This is a genomic window from Sinomicrobium kalidii, from assembly GCF_021183825.1.
Classification (GTDB): Bacteria; Bacteroidota; Bacteroidia; order Flavobacteriales; family Flavobacteriaceae; genus Sinomicrobium; species Sinomicrobium kalidii.
In genome coordinates this window covers 1,700,553-1,716,243 of sequence record NZ_CP089211.1, presented here as the reverse complement: position 1 = coordinate 1,716,243, position 15,691 = coordinate 1,700,553, and the positions used below count along the sequence as shown (strand labels likewise).

The 15,691-nt window shown below is 45.9% G+C and carries 16 protein-coding genes; 4 read left to right on the top strand and 12 right to left on the bottom strand.

The features are described 5' to 3' along the window. Positions 1–176 precede the first annotated feature (176 nt). The 8 genes from LS482_RS06930 to LS482_RS06895 form a co-directional block, all read right to left on the bottom strand. Positions 177–635, bottom strand: coding sequence for a GNAT family N-acetyltransferase (locus tag LS482_RS06930; protein ID WP_233031023.1), 459 nt, complete (start codon positions 633–635; stop codon positions 177–179). Between the two features lie 28 nt (positions 636–663). Continuing rightward, the gene (locus LS482_RS06925) at positions 664–1,422 is read right to left on the bottom strand and encodes a 3-keto-disaccharide hydrolase (protein WP_233031022.1); all 759 of its coding nucleotides are present in this window, start codon (positions 1,420–1,422) and stop codon (positions 664–666) included. A 15-nt stretch (positions 1,423–1,437) separates the two neighbouring features. Then, positions 1,438–2,202, bottom strand: a complete 765-nt coding sequence (locus LS482_RS06920) for a 3-keto-disaccharide hydrolase (protein WP_233031021.1) — start codon at positions 2,200–2,202, stop codon at positions 1,438–1,440. A 33-nt stretch (positions 2,203–2,235) separates the two neighbouring features. Then, the gene (locus LS482_RS06915; protein WP_233031020.1) at positions 2,236–3,303 is read right to left on the bottom strand and encodes a sugar phosphate isomerase/epimerase family protein; all 1,068 of its coding nucleotides are present in this window, start codon (positions 3,301–3,303) and stop codon (positions 2,236–2,238) included. Positions 3,304–3,441: 138 nt separating this feature from the next. Then, complete coding sequence (locus LS482_RS06910; RefSeq protein ID WP_233031019.1) at positions 3,442–4,581, bottom strand: Gfo/Idh/MocA family protein; 1,140 nt, start codon at positions 4,579–4,581, stop codon at positions 3,442–3,444. 60 nt (positions 4,582–4,641) lie between these two features. Beyond that, the gene (locus LS482_RS06905) at positions 4,642–5,775 is read right to left on the bottom strand and encodes a Gfo/Idh/MocA family protein (protein ID WP_233031018.1); all 1,134 of its coding nucleotides are present in this window, start codon (positions 5,773–5,775) and stop codon (positions 4,642–4,644) included. A gap of 200 nt (positions 5,776–5,975) precedes the next feature. Beyond that, positions 5,976–7,208 carry an MFS transporter gene (locus LS482_RS06900; RefSeq protein WP_233031017.1) on the bottom strand — a complete coding sequence of 411 codons (1,233 nt, stop codon included), beginning with the start codon at positions 7,206–7,208 and terminating at the stop codon, positions 5,976–5,978. Positions 7,209–7,272: 64 nt separating this feature from the next. Beyond that, on the bottom strand, positions 7,273–8,283 hold the full coding sequence (locus tag LS482_RS06895) for a sugar phosphate isomerase/epimerase family protein (RefSeq protein ID WP_233031016.1): 1,011 nt from the start codon (positions 8,281–8,283) through the stop codon (positions 7,273–7,275). Between the two features lie 144 nt (positions 8,284–8,427). Here LS482_RS06895 and LS482_RS06890 point away from each other — a divergent pair, with 144 nt between their 5' ends. The 3 genes from LS482_RS06890 (at position 8,428) to LS482_RS06880 (ending at position 11,800) form a co-directional block, all read left to right on the top strand. Further along, on the top strand, positions 8,428–10,140 hold the full coding sequence (locus tag LS482_RS06890) for a GMC oxidoreductase (RefSeq protein WP_233031015.1): 1,713 nt from the start codon (positions 8,428–8,430) through the stop codon (positions 10,138–10,140). A 10-nt stretch (positions 10,141–10,150) separates the two neighbouring features. Continuing rightward, on the top strand, positions 10,151–10,792 hold the full coding sequence (locus LS482_RS06885) for a gluconate 2-dehydrogenase subunit 3 family protein (RefSeq protein WP_233031014.1): 642 nt from the start codon (positions 10,151–10,153) through the stop codon (positions 10,790–10,792). A 78-nt stretch (positions 10,793–10,870) separates the two neighbouring features. After that, complete coding sequence (locus LS482_RS06880; protein WP_233031013.1) at positions 10,871–11,800, top strand: hydroxypyruvate isomerase family protein; 930 nt, start codon at positions 10,871–10,873, stop codon at positions 11,798–11,800. 46 nt (positions 11,801–11,846) lie between these two features. Here the strand turns inward: LS482_RS06880 and LS482_RS06875 are convergent, their stop codons facing one another. The 3 genes from LS482_RS06875 to LS482_RS06865 all read right to left on the bottom strand — a co-directional run bounded on the left by LS482_RS06875 (position 11,847) and on the right by LS482_RS06865 (position 13,677). Then, positions 11,847–12,512 carry a VOC family protein gene (locus tag LS482_RS06875; protein WP_233031012.1) on the bottom strand — a complete coding sequence of 222 codons (666 nt, stop codon included), beginning with the start codon at positions 12,510–12,512 and terminating at the stop codon, positions 11,847–11,849. 7 nt (positions 12,513–12,519) lie between these two features. Continuing rightward, positions 12,520–13,104: a GDP-mannose pyrophosphatase NudK gene (nudK, locus tag LS482_RS06870; protein WP_233031011.1), complete on the bottom strand. Its 585-nt coding sequence runs from the start codon at positions 13,102–13,104 to the stop codon at positions 12,520–12,522. Between the two features lie 84 nt (positions 13,105–13,188). Further along, positions 13,189–13,677 carry a c-type cytochrome gene (locus LS482_RS06865; RefSeq protein WP_233031010.1) on the bottom strand — a complete coding sequence of 163 codons (489 nt, stop codon included), beginning with the start codon at positions 13,675–13,677 and terminating at the stop codon, positions 13,189–13,191. A 258-nt stretch (positions 13,678–13,935) separates the two neighbouring features. Here LS482_RS06865 and LS482_RS06860 point away from each other — a divergent pair, with 258 nt between their 5' ends. Beyond that, on the top strand, positions 13,936–14,412 hold the full coding sequence (locus LS482_RS06860; RefSeq protein ID WP_233031009.1) for an acyl-CoA thioesterase: 477 nt from the start codon (positions 13,936–13,938) through the stop codon (positions 14,410–14,412). A 107-nt stretch (positions 14,413–14,519) separates the two neighbouring features. On the opposite strand, the gene LS482_RS06855 is transcribed toward LS482_RS06860, so the two are convergent. Continuing rightward, on the bottom strand, positions 14,520–15,641 hold the full coding sequence (locus LS482_RS06855) for a Fe(II)-2OG oxygenase family protein (RefSeq protein ID WP_233031008.1): 1,122 nt from the start codon (positions 15,639–15,641) through the stop codon (positions 14,520–14,522). Between the last annotated feature and the right edge of the window lie 50 nt (positions 15,642–15,691).

Sequence of the window (15,691 nt, the reverse complement as noted above, 5' to 3'; positions counted from 1 at the left end):
CATTTCTGTCGGATTTGTTGTGGCATCCCGGTTTTTTCCGTAGAAATCAGGGAACGCAGTTTTTTTGCTAACTAACCGTGAAGTTCCTCTGTAAATTTCACACTTGACAGGTCGGTTTTTATTTCAGAACCTGTTGCGATGATCCGTATGTTTATTACGAAAAAAATGCCATGCAATTAAAAATGTAATTTCATACCCTCATGTGAGGCTTTGAACCCGAGTTTTTCATAAAATGCAATGGCCTCGGGACGTTTTTTATCTGTTGTTAACTGTAATACATGAGCGTTTCGTTCTTTGGCCCGCTTTATGGCCCAGGTAAACATTTGTTGTCCGAAGCCCTTTCCGCGGCAGTCCTTTCTGATTCTCACCGCTTCGATCTGTGCACGGATGCCTCCGCGATAGGTAAGATACTGGATAAAACTGAGTTGTAACGTACCGATGATCTTGTCATCTCCGTTTTCGGTAACCACAATAAGTTCCTGGTTGGGATCGGCATTGATATTTTTGAATGCGGTAAGGTATTCCTGCGGTAGCGGTTCTCGGTAATTTTCCCGGAGTTTCCCCAATTTGTCATCGGCGATCATCTGCACGATGAAAGGGATGTCTTTTTCTTCGGCTTTGCGAAAGTGCAGCATGAGAGTTAAGAATAAAAGAGGTAAGGGACTATAATTCCCTTACCCATATATTGCGATAGTTCACTGTACTGCCGTGGTCCTGTAGCCGTATCGGGGCTTTGCCGTGCGGCTTGTTCTTCGGCCAGCCAATGTATTCTGTGGTCCCCTTTATTTCAACATGGTCCTGTACGAGGATGCCGTTGTGAATGACGGTAAATGTCCCGGCTTTTGTCTTTTCACCGGCATCGTTGAATTCCGGTGCGTGATAGATGATGTCATAGGTATTCCACGCTCCGGTTTTTACGGAGGCCCTAGCAAGGGGAACGCTTTGTTTGTACACAGCGCCTACCTGTCCGTTCACGTAAGTGTCGTTATTGTTGTTGTCCAGTATCTGGATCTCGTAACGGTCTTGCAGGAATACACCACTATTGCCCCGGTTCTGACCTTCGCCCTCTATTTTTTCGGGAGATTTCCATTCCAGGTGGAGCTGGACGCTTCCGAAATCTTTTTTGGTTTGTATGTCTCCCGCACCGGGTTTTACCGACATACTGCCATCAGGGTTTAACGTCCACCCCGCTTTGGTACCATTCTTTGTGCTTACCCAATTACTCAGGTCCTTACCGTCGAACAGGACAATAGCATCACTGGGCGCACCGTTATCCGCAGCCGGGGCTACTTTTGGCGGGACAGGGTGATAAATTTCGGTTTCTTCGGGTTTTGTGGGTTCTTTTTGCATGGTTTTTTCCTGTGCATAAGTATAAATGCCGCCCATAAGGATAGCTATAACCAGTATGTGTGTTTTTTTCATTTTTCCGACTGGTTTTTATTGTAGTTCCTTGATCTTAATGTTTCGGAATGACACTTTATTACCGTGATGTTGCAGTCCGATCTTTCCGGTTTTATACGCTCCGAAACCTTCCCAGCCATTGAATTTGGAGTTTTTTATCATGTTTTCCCATTCCTCGCCATGTACGGGAAATTTAACGATCTCCGTACCGTTGAGCCATACCTTGCCTTCATTGGCATTGTGATCTATTTTCAGGACCATGGTATTCCATTCCCCGACTGGTTTTGCTACTTTTTCGGAAGGAGCTATCATGTCATACAATGCTCCTGCCTGGTGGGTGGTACCTGCCTTGGCATCGGGGTGTTTTTCGTTATCGAGCACCTGTATTTCTGGTCCGGTCTGATAGGGTTCGTGAAGTTCGGGTATTTCTTTGATTCCCCAGAATACACCGCTGTTGCCGGCTTCGGATATTTTCCACTCCAGAGACAGTTTGAAATTCGTGTAATCCTTGTCAGTGACCAGGTTTTTACCTTCAGCCTTGCTGTCGTTGTCCGGGGTCAGCACCATGGCTCCGTCCTCAATGCTCCATTCGGGTGATATTTTATCGGTATTGTAGCCGTGCCATCCCGCAAAGGTTTTCCCGTCAAAAAGGGGTGTCCATTCCCCTTCTTCCTGTTTTTTCTGCTCTTTTACGGCAGCGATATCTTCTTTTTTAGTTGCTTCCTTAGTGTCTTTTTTGTTTGCTTCTTTACATCCTGCCAGGAAGAGCAGGGAAAGTGCGCAGAATCCTATCTTTTTCATTATTGTTTAGTGTTTTTTGGTTTTCCGGGGGATTTACTGCCCCAGTATTCTTTTCAGTTTTTCATTGTCGATCTCGGCCCCTGCAAAATCGTCAAATGCTTTTTCGGTGGCTTCGATAATGTGGCTTTGTATGAACGGGGCGCCTTCGCGTGCCCCCTGTTCGGGTGATTTTATGCAGCACTCCCATTCCATAACGGCCCATACGTCACATCCGTATTCCGTGAGCTTGGTGAAAATGGTTTTGAAATCTACCTGGCCGTCCCCGAGTGAGCGGTATCTCCCGGCCCGGTCCCTCCAGTCGTTAAATCCGCCGAAAGCACCTTTTTTACCTGTAGGATTGAACTCGGAATCCTTGACATGGAAGGATTTTATGAATTCGTGATAATGATCGATATAGGTGATGTAATCCAGTTGTTGCAGTACAAAATGGCTCGGGTCATAGAGAATATTCACTCTTTTGTGATTGTTGGTCGCTTCCAAAAACCTTTCGAAGGTATCTCCGTCGTGAAGGTCTTCGCCGGGATGTATTTCGTAGCATACGTCGACATCATTTTCATCGTAGCTGTCGAGAATGGGCTTCCAGCGTTTGGCAAGTTCTTCGAATCCCATTTCCACGAGTCCGGCAGGGCGTTGCGGCCAGGGGTGTGCCGTATGCCAGAGCAGGGAACCGGAGAATGTGGCATGAACTTTAAGGCCTAATCTCCGGCTGGCCACCGCGGCTTTTTTTACCTGGTCTACTGCCCATTCGGTACGGGCTTTGGGATTGTTTTTATAGGTATCGGGGGCAAAATTGTCGAACATAATGTCATAGGCCGGGTGAACGGCCACCAACTGCCCTTGTAAATGTGTAGAGAGTTCCGTGATCTCCAGGCCGTAGGAGGCTACTTTTTCTTTCAATTCGTCGCAATAGGCCTGTCCTTCGGTTTCATCGGTACTTCCGGCTTTGTCGAGATCGATGAGAAAGGTTTCCCATGTAGGTATTTGAATGCCCTTGTACCCCAGCCCGGCAGCCCATTTACACATTCCGTCCAGGGAGTTGAAAGGTGCTTTGCTGTCTACAAACTGTGCCAGAAATACGGCGGGGCCTTTTATGGTTTTCATTTGAAATGTGGTTTTTATACGTTTTACTTTTTTAAATATTCCGGAGGAAATGATGAATATAGAATTTCGAATACTGAATTTTATCTTTTAAATATGATTGTAAATACTTCGTAATCCACCCTTCTATATTCTTATTCACTATACCTTCTCCCAGGCCGCATTGTTTTTATCGCTCTTTACGGCGGCATATATGAATTGAACCCCGTTTACACCATCACTTACCGTAGGATAATCAGGCTTTTCAACGGGTTTGTTTTCCAGTACACTCATAAGGTGTCTGCCAAAATTCCTGTAAATGGTGGCAAAAGCTTCCAGGTATCCTTCGGGATGTCCCTTGGGTATTCTGGAAACGGCTCTTACTTCTTTGTAAATGTCATTTCCGTCCGGTGTTAGGGTCTGTTCGGGCCTATCCGTCCATTTTACATAAAGCCGGGTGGAATCTTCTTGGTTCCACTGTATGCTTCCTTTACTCCCGTATACCCTGATAGATAGGTCGTTTTCTTCACCTACGGCGATTTGCGAGATGGACATGGTACCTTTTGCCCCGTTTTTCATGCGGAACAGGATATTTCCGTCATTATCCAGTACCCGGCCTTCCCCGATTCTTCCGAGATCGGCTGCGATCTCAGAAATAGTTGACCCCGTGATATACGAGACCAGGTTTTCGGCATGCGTCCCTATATCGGCCAGAGAACCTCCTATACCCGATTTTTTCGGGTCGGCCCTCCAGGGTTTTATGGCGGCCTGCTCGTCGAGTTCCGCAGCCATCCATCCCTGTAAATACTGTACATGTATTTTCCTGATCTCCCCGAGGTCACCGTTTTCTACCATCATCCGGGCTTGTTTTACCATGGCATTACCAGTATAATTGTGTGTAAGGGCAAATAAAAGTCCGGTTTTCTCAACCAGTTTTTCCAGGGTTTGGGCTTCTTCCACGGTGAGTGTCATGGGTTTGTCGCACACCACATGGAAGCCGTTTTCCAGAGCCGTTTTTGCAGGTTCGAAATGAAGGTGGTTCGGGGTAACTATAGCTACAAAGTCCATACGCTCCCCTTCGGGAAGTTCTTTTTCCTTTAGGATCATTTCCTGAAAACTGCCGTAACAGCGGTCTTCAGGCAGGTAAAGTGATTTCCCGGTTTCCCTGGATTTTTCCGCAGTGCTGCTGAAAGCACCGCATACCAGTTCTATCATGCCGTCCATGGCGGATGCTTTTCGGTGGACGCCGCCCATAAAAGAACCGATTCCACCGCCTACCATGCCCATTCTTAATTTTCTCATTATGTACGCTTTTTACGGATTAAATATGGGTTTCAAAAATATAGTCAAAGTTAACGGAGATTATACCTTTACCCAAACATTTCCTTTGTCGTGCGACTCGACCACTCTTTCAATAAAATTCATACCGCGTACACCATCGTTCATCACGGGGAATTCCCCGGGGTGATAGGTTTCTTTCCTGATGGCCCTGGCAACACCTTTGTAGATATTGCCCATGGAGTCGAAGATACCTTCGGGGTGTCCCGGAGGCAATTTACTACCGTCCAGCGACAGCTCACTGTTATAGGGATGCCCGGGCTTTAATACTTTTAAAGGTTCGGTCTCTGTTAAGTGATAGAGGTAATTGGGGTTTTCCTGTTCCCATTTCAGGCCGCCCTTATTTCCGTAAATGTTCACGGTGAAGTTGTTTTCCTCTCCCGTAGCGATCTGGCTGGTCCGGATAAGCCCTTTTACAAATTCCGAGAAACGGAGGAGTACGGTGCCATCGACGTCCATTTTATTGTCATTGTATACATAATTGAGGTCTGCAAGTATCTCTTTTACTTCCATTCCTGTAACGTATTCGATCATGTCGAAGGCGTGCGTACCGATGTCGCCGATACAACAACTGATCCCCGATTTTTCCGGGTCTAGGCGCCAGGTAGCGGCGCGCTTTTCCTCATCGTGAATAATGGGGTTGATCCATCCCTGGTAGTATTGTACATCGATTTTTTGAATGGTGCCGATAGCACCCGATGCGATCATTTCCTTCATTTGGCGTACCATGGGATACCCGGTATAGGTATAGGTTACCGCAAAAATGACATTGGACCTGCGGAGCGTATCTTTTAAGATTTTGGCTTCTTCATAAGTGGTGGTCATTGGTTTTTCACAAATGACATTAAAACCGCTTTCCAATAGCTTTTTTGCCATGGGGAAGTGAAGAAAGTTGGGTGTTAAAACAGAGATCACCTGCATTCTTTCGGTTTCGGGAAGTTTGAGTTCTTCTTCGATAAGGGTGTCGAAATCCCTGTATACCCGATCGGTGGGGATGCCTGTTTTTTCGGCAAACCCGATGTTCTGATCAAAATCGGGATTAAACACGCCGCCTACTAACTGGTAACTGTCGTACATGGAGGAAGCCACGCGGTGTAATACTCCAATTAACGAATCGCCACCACCTCCGAGAATTCCTAATCTGATTTTATTGCTCATGTTGTAATTAGTATGTTATTAATTGTATTGTTGTTCTTAAAATTGAAATAAAAAGGGGAAGGGCGAAAAAATTAAATGGAAATCCGGGCCATCCGGATTTCCGTTTATGTTCAAAAGGTCATGTCCGTAATGAGGTATTCTCACGCCGCCCTTTCTTTAAATCATATGTACTTGTTGTCTTATGTTTAGTTTGGAATTATTTATGACTCTTTATATTCGATTTTTTCATTTTTAAAGAAAATTACAAAAAACAGCAATACACCAAAAGCGAAAATGGCCGGGAATATCCAGATGTTTTCCCAATTGTGAGAGCCGTCGGCTGCCAGGTACTTGTCTGTGATCTGTCCGGCTACCCAAAACCCGATAAGCATCCCCACACCATAAGTGGCCAGTGTTATGAGTCCCTGTGCTGCACTTTTGTATTTTTCTCCGGCCTTGGTGTCGGTGTATATTTGTCCCGATACAAAGAAAAAATCATAACAGATACCGTGCAGGGCGATACCTATAATGAGCATAAAGGCAAGCTCTCCCGAATCGCCATAGGCAAAGAGCAGGTACCGTACGGTCCATGCCAGCATTCCGGCCAGAATGGTCTTTTTAAAACCGAATCTTTTAAAGAAGAAAGGCAGCAACAGCATGAACAGGACTTCGGAAGCCTGACCAATGGCCATTTTCTCCGTAGGGTTCTGTAAACCTGTTTCCGTGAGGAACGGGTGGGTGTTCTGGTAGTAGAAGGCCAGCGGAATACAGATGAGTACGGAAGAGATGAAAAACATGAGGAAATTTTTGTCCTTCAGAAGTTTTAAGGCTTCCAGTCCCAGCACGTCAGACAGGGTAACTTTTTCCCCTTTGCCTACTTTAGGCGGTGTTTTGGGAAGTGTGAAACTGAAAATTCCCAGTATGCCGGAAGCAATTGCGGTCATTAAAAAGGTATTTTTAAGCATTCCGTTTTCTACACCTTCGGAAGAATCCCAATGGAAAACACGGCTTATGAGCACTCCTGCAATGATCCATCCTATGGTACCGAAAACGCGTACGAAGGAAAATTCCTTGGCCGGGTCTTTCATCTGGTTAAAGGCGACGGAGTTCACCAAAGCCAGGGTAGGCATGTACAATATCATATATCCCAGTACATAGGGGTAAAAAGCGGTGAAATCTGTTGTGCCCGCCATTTGGTACATAAGTACTGCGCCTATAAGGTGAAGAACCCCCAAAATACGTTCGGCATTAAAATACCTGTCGGCGATGAGTCCTATAATGAACGGGGCAATAATAGCGCCCCAGGACTGTGTGGAAAACGCCTGGGCCGACTGTCCGGCGGATGCGTTGAGGTTATGCCCCAGAAAAGTCCCCAGGGATACAAACCATCCTCCCCAGATAAAGAATTCGAGGAACATCATCAGGGATAGCTGGAATTGTGTTTTTTTATTCATAGATAAATTATGTTAGTTTCGGGTTTGCGTTAGATTTTTTTACTTGTTGAACAGACTGTAGGTTTTATGAGAGCTGTTTGGCTGTATTTATCAATAGCTTTTTGGTGGCCAGTATACCTTCTTCTTCACTGAGCCTGTCGCCTTCGTATTCCACGCCCACATAACCGGTATATCCTGCATCTTTAACTGTTTGCAGTATTTTAACGTAGTCTATGGTGGTTTCGTTTCCGGCTTCGTCAAAATCGTATGACTTGGCACTTACTGCTTTGGCAAATGGCATTAATTCCTTTACACCTTTATATTTGTCGTATTCCTCCACACAAGGAGCTCCCCAGGGCTCGCCGTTCTCTCTTTTCAGACAGAAATTACCAAAATCGGGTAGTGTGCCGCAGTTATCCATATTGACTTCTTTCATCACTTCCGCCAGGAGGGCTGCATTGGAAGAGAAACCTCCATGGTTTTCCACCAGAACATTGATATTGGATTTTGCCGCATATTCCGCAAGTTTAGAGAGGCTTTCGGCAGAATACCGTTTCCAGGCATCGACCTCCTGTTCGCCGAAAAGGTTGACACGTATGGAATGACAGTCCAGTGCAGCGGCGGCATCGATCCATTTGTGATGGTTTTCTATGGCTTTCATCCGTTCCGCTTCATCTTTAATGCCGAGGTTGCCTTCGGCATCGACCATGATGATGAGGTTTTTTATATCGTTGTCGGTACTTCGCTTGTTGAGTTCCCTGACGAGGTTATCCATTGCAGCAGCGGTGTTGGGATTTTTTTCCAACTCCCCGGTATATAACTGACTTACATATTCCAGACCTTCAAAACCCCATCCTTTGGCTTTTTCTGCAAAATTGAACGGATCAAATCCCTCTTCGAGGATCATTTTGTGGATGGACCACTGGGCCAGGGAAAGTTTAAAAAAGGGGATATTTTCTGTCTTGGCGGCTGTTTCTTCAGGAGTAGTAATTGTAGTTCCCTGGTCTTTTTTCGAATTTTTACACGCATATAGTCCCAGTAACGATAAGGCTATGCTGGCTTTACCGGAATTTTCGATAAAATTTCGTCTGTTCATTGTAAAGGATATTTTATATTTCAGAATTGCTAAAATAATAAGTTTTAAAAGTAATATGTATTTATCTTACAAAAAAATTTATCGAAAAATATATAAAATTTATATATTTGAGGCTTACTCTAATATAAAAACAAATACAAAATAATGGGCACTATGTATTATAACCCTCCGCAGGAGGAGTACGATGCTATTGTTATAGGCACCGGAGTCAGTGGCGGATGGGCTGCTAAGGAATTGTGTGAGAAAGGATTAAAGACTTTGGTGCTGGAAAGGGGGCGTATGGTAAAGCATATAGAAGACTATCCTACAATGCACCTCGATCCCTGGGATATGGAAAACGGGGGGAGACCTACTCAGGAGGATCTCCGAAAACAAGGAAAACAGGCAAGGACGGGCTATACAGTTAATCAGGATACCAAACACTTTTTTGTGAATGATCTGGAACACCCTTACAATGAGGTAGAGCGTTTTGACTGGATGAGAGGATATCACGTTGGTGGGCGCTCCATTATGTGGGGAAGGCAGAGTTACAGGCATGGTGACATTGATTTTGAGGCCAATTTAAAAGAGGGTGTAGCTGTCGACTGGCCCATACGATATAAAGATATAGCGCCCTGGTATGATTATGTAGAGAAACACATAGGGGTTAGCGGCGAAAAATTAGGGCTCCCTCAATTACCGGACGGACAGTTCTTACCTCCCATGGAATTAATGTGTATGGAGGAAGACTTAAAAAAAGCCATGGCTTCAAAATTTGATGATGGCAGATTATTGACCATTGGAAGGGTAGCACACATAACAGGCGGACAGTTTGACGGAAGAAGTCATTGCCAGTTCAGGAACCGCTGTATGCGGGGATGCCCGTTCGGTGGATATTTCAGCAGTAACTCTTCTACACTTCCCGCTGCCGAAAAGACCGGGAATATGACGCTGAGACCCTTCTCTATTGTGCATGAGATCATGTATGATAAAGATAAAAAACGGGCTACCGGAGTGAGGATCATCGATGCCGAGAGCAATGAAACACTGGAATTCAAGGCCAAGGTGATCTTTGTTTGTGCTTCGGCCATAGGTTCTACTTCCATCCTGATGCAGTCCAAATCCGAGCGTTTTCCCGAAGGAATGGGCAACGATTCCGGAGAACTCGGGCACAACCTGATGGACCACCATTTCCAGGTAGGCGCTTCTGCAAAAGTGGAAGGTTATGAAGATAAATACTTTAAAGGACGAAGACCTAACGGGTTTTATATCCCGAGATTCCAAAATCTTGGTGGAAAAACCGACCGGAAAGACTTCCTCCGCGGCTATGGCTACCAGGGCGGCGGCGGAAGAGGCGATTGGGCTTCATCCGTAAAAGAACTGAGCTATGGTGCGAAATTGAAAGAAGACATTCTGAAACCCGGAGAATGGAGTGTTGGAATGACGGCTTTCGGAGAAATGCTTCCGCACCACGACAACAAGATGTTCCTGGATTATGAAAAGAAAGATAAATGGGGCTTGCCAACCGTGACATTCGATGCGAAGTTCAGGGAAAACGAATACAACATGCGTAAAGACATGAAGCAACAGGCCGTAGACATGCTGGAAGCTGCAGGTTTCAAAGATATATCACCTTATGACAATCCCGGGGCTCCCGGTCTCGGTATTCATGAAATGGGAACGGCACGTATGGGCAGAGACCCGAAAACCTCCGTACTTAACGGAAACAATCAACTGCATGCCGTATCGAATGTGTATGTAACCGACGGTGCTGCCATGACCTCTGCGAGTTGTGTAAACCCGTCACTCACCTATATGGCACTTACTGCCAGGGCAGCAGATCATGCGGTGAATGAACTGAAAAAAATGAACATCTAAAACAAATGCCATGCAAAGAAGAGAAGCGATAAAAAATATAGGGCTTTCCCTGGGGTTTGTTGCAGCCACCCCGACCCTGATGAGCATACTGCAAAGCTGTACGGGCGACCCGAAGGTGGAATGGACCCCGGAATTTTTCAGTCCTGAAGAAGGCAGTGTATTGTCTAAAATGGTGGATATTATTCTACCCAGGACTGATGACCTTCCCGGTGCGGCAGAATTGAATGTACCGCAGTTTATAGATAAATATATCAATGAAGTGTACAGTCCCGAAGACCAGAAATTGGCAAAAGACGGGATGAAGGCCTTCACGAATAAACTCGGGGTGAAAAATCCGGAAGATCTTCCCGGGGTCAAGGCGGAAGAAGTGGAAAAAATCATAGCTTCTTCACTGGGCGTCGGTGAAGACCAGAGAAAAGACCTGGAAAGAAAGCTAAGGGATTATAAGAATACAGATGACGGCGCTGCTCCGGAAAATGAAGACGCCCTGGTCTTTGGCTTCGTCAAGGATATAAGAGGAAAGACCATCTACGGGTTTAAGATCAGTGAATATATAGGAGAGGAAGTCCTTGCCTATGATCCCATTCCGGGTGAACAGAAAGGATGTGTTTCCCTGGAAGAGGTTACCGGAGGAAAATTGTGGTCTTTATAACCTTTGTCTTTTCAACGAAATACTATATGAGGTGACCGGGATATCCGGTTTCCGGATACCATTTTTAAACCAACCATTGTGAAAAGAAGAACATTTGTACAAAACTCTCTTATGGCAACTTTGGGAGCTTCGGTGACTACCACCGGAGCTTTCGGTTTTCCGGACAGTGCCCGGAAACAGAAGGGCAAACACAATTTCAATCTGAAATATGCGCCCCACGACGGGATGTTCAAGCACAATGCCGGAGGAGACGTTATTTCCCAGCTCGAATACATGGCCGAACAGGGTTTTACAGCTTTTGAAGACAACGGTATGAGTGGCCGGTCGGTCGATGTGCAGGAAGCCATGGCCAAAACCATGGAGAACCTCGGCATTGAGATGGGCGTGTTCGTAGCCCATAAGATCTACTGGAACGAGCCCAACCTGGCCGGTGGGGACAAGGGCAAACGGGAAGAATTCCTGACGGATATCCGGAATTCCGTGGAAGTGGCCAAAAGAGTAAATGCAAAGTGGGTAACCGTTGTGCCGGGCCATGTAGACCTGCGGAAGGAGCCGGGCTATCAGACGGCCAATGTAGTGGAATCGCTGAAGCAGGCGGCCGGTATCCTGGAGCCGCACGGCATAACCATGGTATTGGAGCCGCTCAATTATATGAACCATCCCGGCATGTTCCTCACCAAGTCTGCACAGGCCTATGAGGTGTGCAAGGCGGTAAACTCACCTTCCTGCAAGATACTGTACGATATCTATCACCAGCAGATTACCGAAGGCAACCTTATTCCGAATATTGAGGCCAGCTGGGATGAGATCGCTTATTTTCAGGTAGGGGACAATCCCGGGCGGAACGAACCGACTACCGGAGAAATTAACTACAAGAACGTTTTTAAATATATTTATGACAGAGGCTTCAAAGGCGTGGTAGGTATGGAACACGGAAATTCCAGGCCGGATGCCGAAGGTGAACTTGCCGTAATTGAAGCCTATAAAAAGGTAGACGATTTTCTGTAGACCAACCGAAGCATCACATGCAAAAAAGGCCTGTAAACACGGGCCTTTATTTTTTTCTGCCGGAATGAATCAATTCCCGGTCTCCCTGAGCTGTGGAGAAAACAATCTTTGTCCAGTAAGGTTCCGATTTTTTGTCCGTAGGAAACCAGTTTCTTTTGTCACTTGCGAGGATAAACAGCCCGTTTTCATCACCCATAACGGTGAAGTGCTCCTGCGGAGGCTGTTTGGGATACAGGGCGATACCATATTCGGAAGTGATTTTGGAGGCAAGTTTTGGAACATTTTCGGTAGCCATACCGATTTCGCTGATATGAAGTACCGAAGATCCGTCAAATGCTTTTTCCGATTTGTTTTTAAGGTCGTAGCGGGTGATGTATTCCAGTACGTTACCGTTATTGTCATGGAAGTAAAAGGACTTTGCGTTCCAGCTTGTGAAATCGGCTATGGTTTTTCCGGGAGATACGGGCAGGATACGGACTTTCTCTTCCAGCTGTTCACGGGCCTCTTTCAACCTGTTGTTGGGAATATCGAAAGCCAGGTGATATACGGGCTGGGCCGCTTCCGACCTGTGAAAAAATAGCATTGTTGTCCCGGCTTTGATACGGAGAACAGACGGGGCGTCAGACACAATCGGGAGCCCCAGAACCTCTCGGTAAAAACTTCCGGTTCCGGTCAGGTCGTTCGTTAATATATGTATCGCTTTCAGTTTCATTCCGCTTTCAGGAAAACAGCCCGTTTATCCGGGCATACTGCAGGAGCATGATCGTTTTGGCATCCTTTATCCTGCCGTCGGATATCATGTTCAGTGCTTCTGCAAAAGGGAATTCCAGTACTTCTATTTCTTCGTGTTCACTTGCCAGTCCGCCACCTTCGCTCACTTTCATTTCCCTGGAATATTCCCCGGTAAAAAAATGGATAATCTCGGTTACGGAGCCGGGCGACATATACGCTTCGAATATCTTATGTACTTCAGTGATCCTGTAACCGGTTTCTTCTTCCGCTTCCCGTTTTATACACTCTTCCGGGCTGTCTGTATCCAGCAGGCCCGCACAGGCCTCGATCATCATGCCCGTATCATTACCGTTGAGGTAGGTGGGCATCCGGAACTGTCTGGTGAGCATAACCGTTTTATTTTGCCGGTTGTAGAGCAGTATGGTGGCCCCGTTGCCGCGGTCGTATGCTTCCCGTTGCTGAACCTGCCATTTTCCGCTTTTGTTCCGGTATTCGAAGGTGGCTTTCTTTAAGATGTACCAGTTATCCGACAGGATATCGATCTTCAGGTCCCTTATTTTGGTATTGCTCATAATTCCCTTTCAATTTACAAAAAATAATCCCTCTTTCCCCGGTAAGGGAAGAGGGATGAAATATTATATTTTTAAAGCCTGATCTTAAAGTGTTCTCAAAAATTCCGCGATGGCCCTGGCCTCATTTTCCGTAAGGTTCTGGTTGAGCATCAGGGTGCCGTTGTACTCTTCAACAAGTGCTTTGGCTATGGGGTCCTTTTTCTGCATTTCATCGGGGTTGAGCATCATGTTCATCACCCATTCCGGACTTCTGCGTTCGTAAATTCCTGTGAGGGCGGGGCCTATAAATTTCTGGTCCGTTTTATGGCAGGCCGTACATTTTGTCTTAAATGCTTCTTCGCCCGTGGACACCATGTCCTGGTCAATATCTCCGAATTCTACTTCCTCGACAGGACCTATGCCTTTGTTGTCAAGGTCTACCGGGACTTTTGAAGCTTCTGCTCCTGCGTTATCGGCTTTCTTTTCGGTCTGCGTCCTTTCGTAACTGAATTTTTCCTTTTTTTCTTTTTTTTCTCCGCAACTTACCAATACCATGGCAGTGCCCAGTGCCATTGTCAGCAATATTTTTTTCATCTGTTTAGCGTTTGAAGCCACCGGATAAGTTGTATAGCATTTTAACTCGGGTGAAGAGATATCCGGACCGGCTTTTTCGTTATTAATGGTTTGAAGCCACTAATATAGGCAATAAAACAGATTTTGGCGGGTGTTTTTAACATATTTTAAGCCCCTTTTTGTGATATTTGATGATAGGGTTGCAGGGAGTTCCCGGTTTCACAAAAAGTCTTACCTTTACAATTATTATGCATGCATAGCAATAAAAAGGTGTGAACAATGTATTTGAAAGAATTTGACATTCGATGGAGCGATATTGATGCCAATCGCCACCTGGCCAATTCGGCTTATATCAACTTTATGAGTCATACCCGTATGTCGTTCCTTATTGAGAACGGGCTTACCCAGAAGGAACTGGTCAAACATCATATTGGCCCCGTGGTATTTTATGAACACGTGTATTATTTCAGGGAAGTATTTGCGGGAAAACCTGTAAAAGTGTCCCTGGAACTTGCCGGAATGAGCGAAGACGGTAAGTTTTTTGAGTTTCATCACAACTTTTATGACGACAAGGGAAGGAATTTTGCCCATTGTGAAATGATGGGGGCCTGGATAGATATGAATACCCGGAAACTTACGGGACTCCCCCCGGAATTTGTGCATATCCTTGACAGTCTTCCGAAAACCGCCGATTTTAAAGTACTTACCAAAGAGGACACCAGGAAATCGGGGAAAAAGCCTAAGGACCTCGGTTGAACCGTTTGTTCATTGGTTACAGGTTACAGGTTACAGGTTACAGGTTGCATGTGCAATAAATGCGGACCTGTAACCTGTTTGATCTTGTGGCTTTCCCCTGTTTTTGCTCAATCTGTAGCGAAAACCTTTCCCAGATGCTCTTCCATAATGAAATAAGGATCGTTTGTGTCGGTGACCGACCGGATATGGATAAGGCTTGTTTTACTCATCATCCGGAGCATTTGCCGGCGTTCACACTTTACGATCTTCCCGTTTTCATTCCGCTGGCCGGCGGTAAAGGCACTTCGTCCGTGAGCGCATAAATGATTGTTCACAAAGACAACATCTCCCGATTCCGGAATGAAATTATTGTTGATCAATGGTTTGGCCTCGTTCCAGAAATCGGTTAGATTATTCAGGGCCTCCTGACTTTGCCCGGCTTTTTCGTTAAATATTTGTTCGGCCGCGTCGAAACGGATAAAAGGGAGTTGCTTGTTTCCGTAGAGGACAGATGTGGCAGGCCCCCGTTCCGGAGTCTTCCCCCGGGCATAGTTGGCGTCTTTGGGACATTGATAAATGGGGGCAAACAGTTTTTCCATAGTGGTGTTTATTTTTCCGTGAGACCTGATGGAATATAAAGTTGAGGGCACCCTTTCTTCATTTCGCAGGTAAAGGAAACTTAAAAAATCGGCCTGGTTCAATAAAAAGGCGTCTTCCGTATGTACAAACAAATCGGTTTTTGATCCCGCACCCGTCTGGGTTTTACTCATCTTTTCATCCGGAATAATAGCGTGCAGTAATCCCCCGCCCTTGCGCTGGGCGTAATATTGCACGGGTTTGGAGGGGACGGCGCCGTGAAGAAGTGAACAGATAAAACCGTATTTGTTGAGTTTACCATAGTCGGCCTGTTGCCAGTTGGGAGGTGTAGGGCCCAGGGCATCCTGGTCTACTTCCAGAAGCCCTTTAAAGATTATGGCGCCGTACTGGCCGGCGGAAAAATCGGTTCCGAACCGGCTTAATATCCGGGTAACTCGCTCAGGCAATAGCTGGAATGCATGAAGGTGGAGCGCAGCAATGTAGTCCGGATTTTCATAACTGTTAAATGCCTTTGCAAGCAGATTGCCGACACTCGATAAGGTATTTCGTTCCTGTGGCGTTATTTCGATGATCAGGGGAGCAGTTGGGGCGGGGGCATGTGCAGAGGCGTGCTGAGCAGGTCTTTCAGATGTGGTAATTGGTTGTAATTCCATGTTGTAAATCGTTTAGAATTTGTAAAAAGACATTTGAATTGTTCATGATA

Excerpts from the sequence above, each read along its gene's own strand:
- LS482_RS06895 (WP_233031016.1), bottom strand. The coding sequence starts at position 8,283 with ATGAACAGACGAAATTTTATCGAAAATTCCGGTAAAGCCAGCATAGCC.
- LS482_RS06905 (WP_233031018.1), bottom strand. The coding sequence starts at position 5,775 with ATGAGCAATAAAATCAGATTAGGAATTCTCGGAGGTGGTGGCGATTCG.
- LS482_RS06925 (WP_233031022.1), bottom strand. The coding sequence starts at position 1,422 with ATGAAAAAAACACACATACTGGTTATAGCTATCCTTATGGGCGGCATT.
- LS482_RS06865 (WP_233031010.1), bottom strand. The coding sequence starts at position 13,677 with ATGAAAAAAATATTGCTGACAATGGCACTGGGCACTGCCATGGTATTG.
- LS482_RS06855 (WP_233031008.1), bottom strand. The coding sequence starts at position 15,641 with ATGGAATTACAACCAATTACCACATCTGAAAGACCTGCTCAGCACGCC.
- LS482_RS06900 (WP_233031017.1), bottom strand. The coding sequence starts at position 7,208 with ATGAATAAAAAAACACAATTCCAGCTATCCCTGATGATGTTCCTCGAA.
- LS482_RS06860 (WP_233031009.1), top strand. The coding sequence starts at position 13,936 with ATGTATTTGAAAGAATTTGACATTCGATGGAGCGATATTGATGCCAAT.
- LS482_RS06885 (WP_233031014.1), top strand. The coding sequence starts at position 10,151 with ATGCAAAGAAGAGAAGCGATAAAAAATATAGGGCTTTCCCTGGGGTTT.
- LS482_RS06915 (WP_233031020.1), bottom strand. The coding sequence starts at position 3,303 with ATGAAAACCATAAAAGGCCCCGCCGTATTTCTGGCACAGTTTGTAGAC.
- LS482_RS06890 (WP_233031015.1), top strand. The coding sequence starts at position 8,428 with ATGGGCACTATGTATTATAACCCTCCGCAGGAGGAGTACGATGCTATT.
- LS482_RS06930 (WP_233031023.1), bottom strand. The coding sequence starts at position 635 with ATGCTGCACTTTCGCAAAGCCGAAGAAAAAGACATCCCTTTCATCGTG.
- LS482_RS06875 (WP_233031012.1), bottom strand. The coding sequence starts at position 12,512 with ATGAAACTGAAAGCGATACATATATTAACGAACGACCTGACCGGAACC.
- LS482_RS06920 (WP_233031021.1), bottom strand. The coding sequence starts at position 2,202 with ATGAAAAAGATAGGATTCTGCGCACTTTCCCTGCTCTTCCTGGCAGGA.
- LS482_RS06910 (WP_233031019.1), bottom strand. The coding sequence starts at position 4,581 with ATGAGAAAATTAAGAATGGGCATGGTAGGCGGTGGAATCGGTTCTTTT.
- nudK (WP_233031011.1), bottom strand. The coding sequence starts at position 13,104 with ATGAGCAATACCAAAATAAGGGACCTGAAGATCGATATCCTGTCGGAT.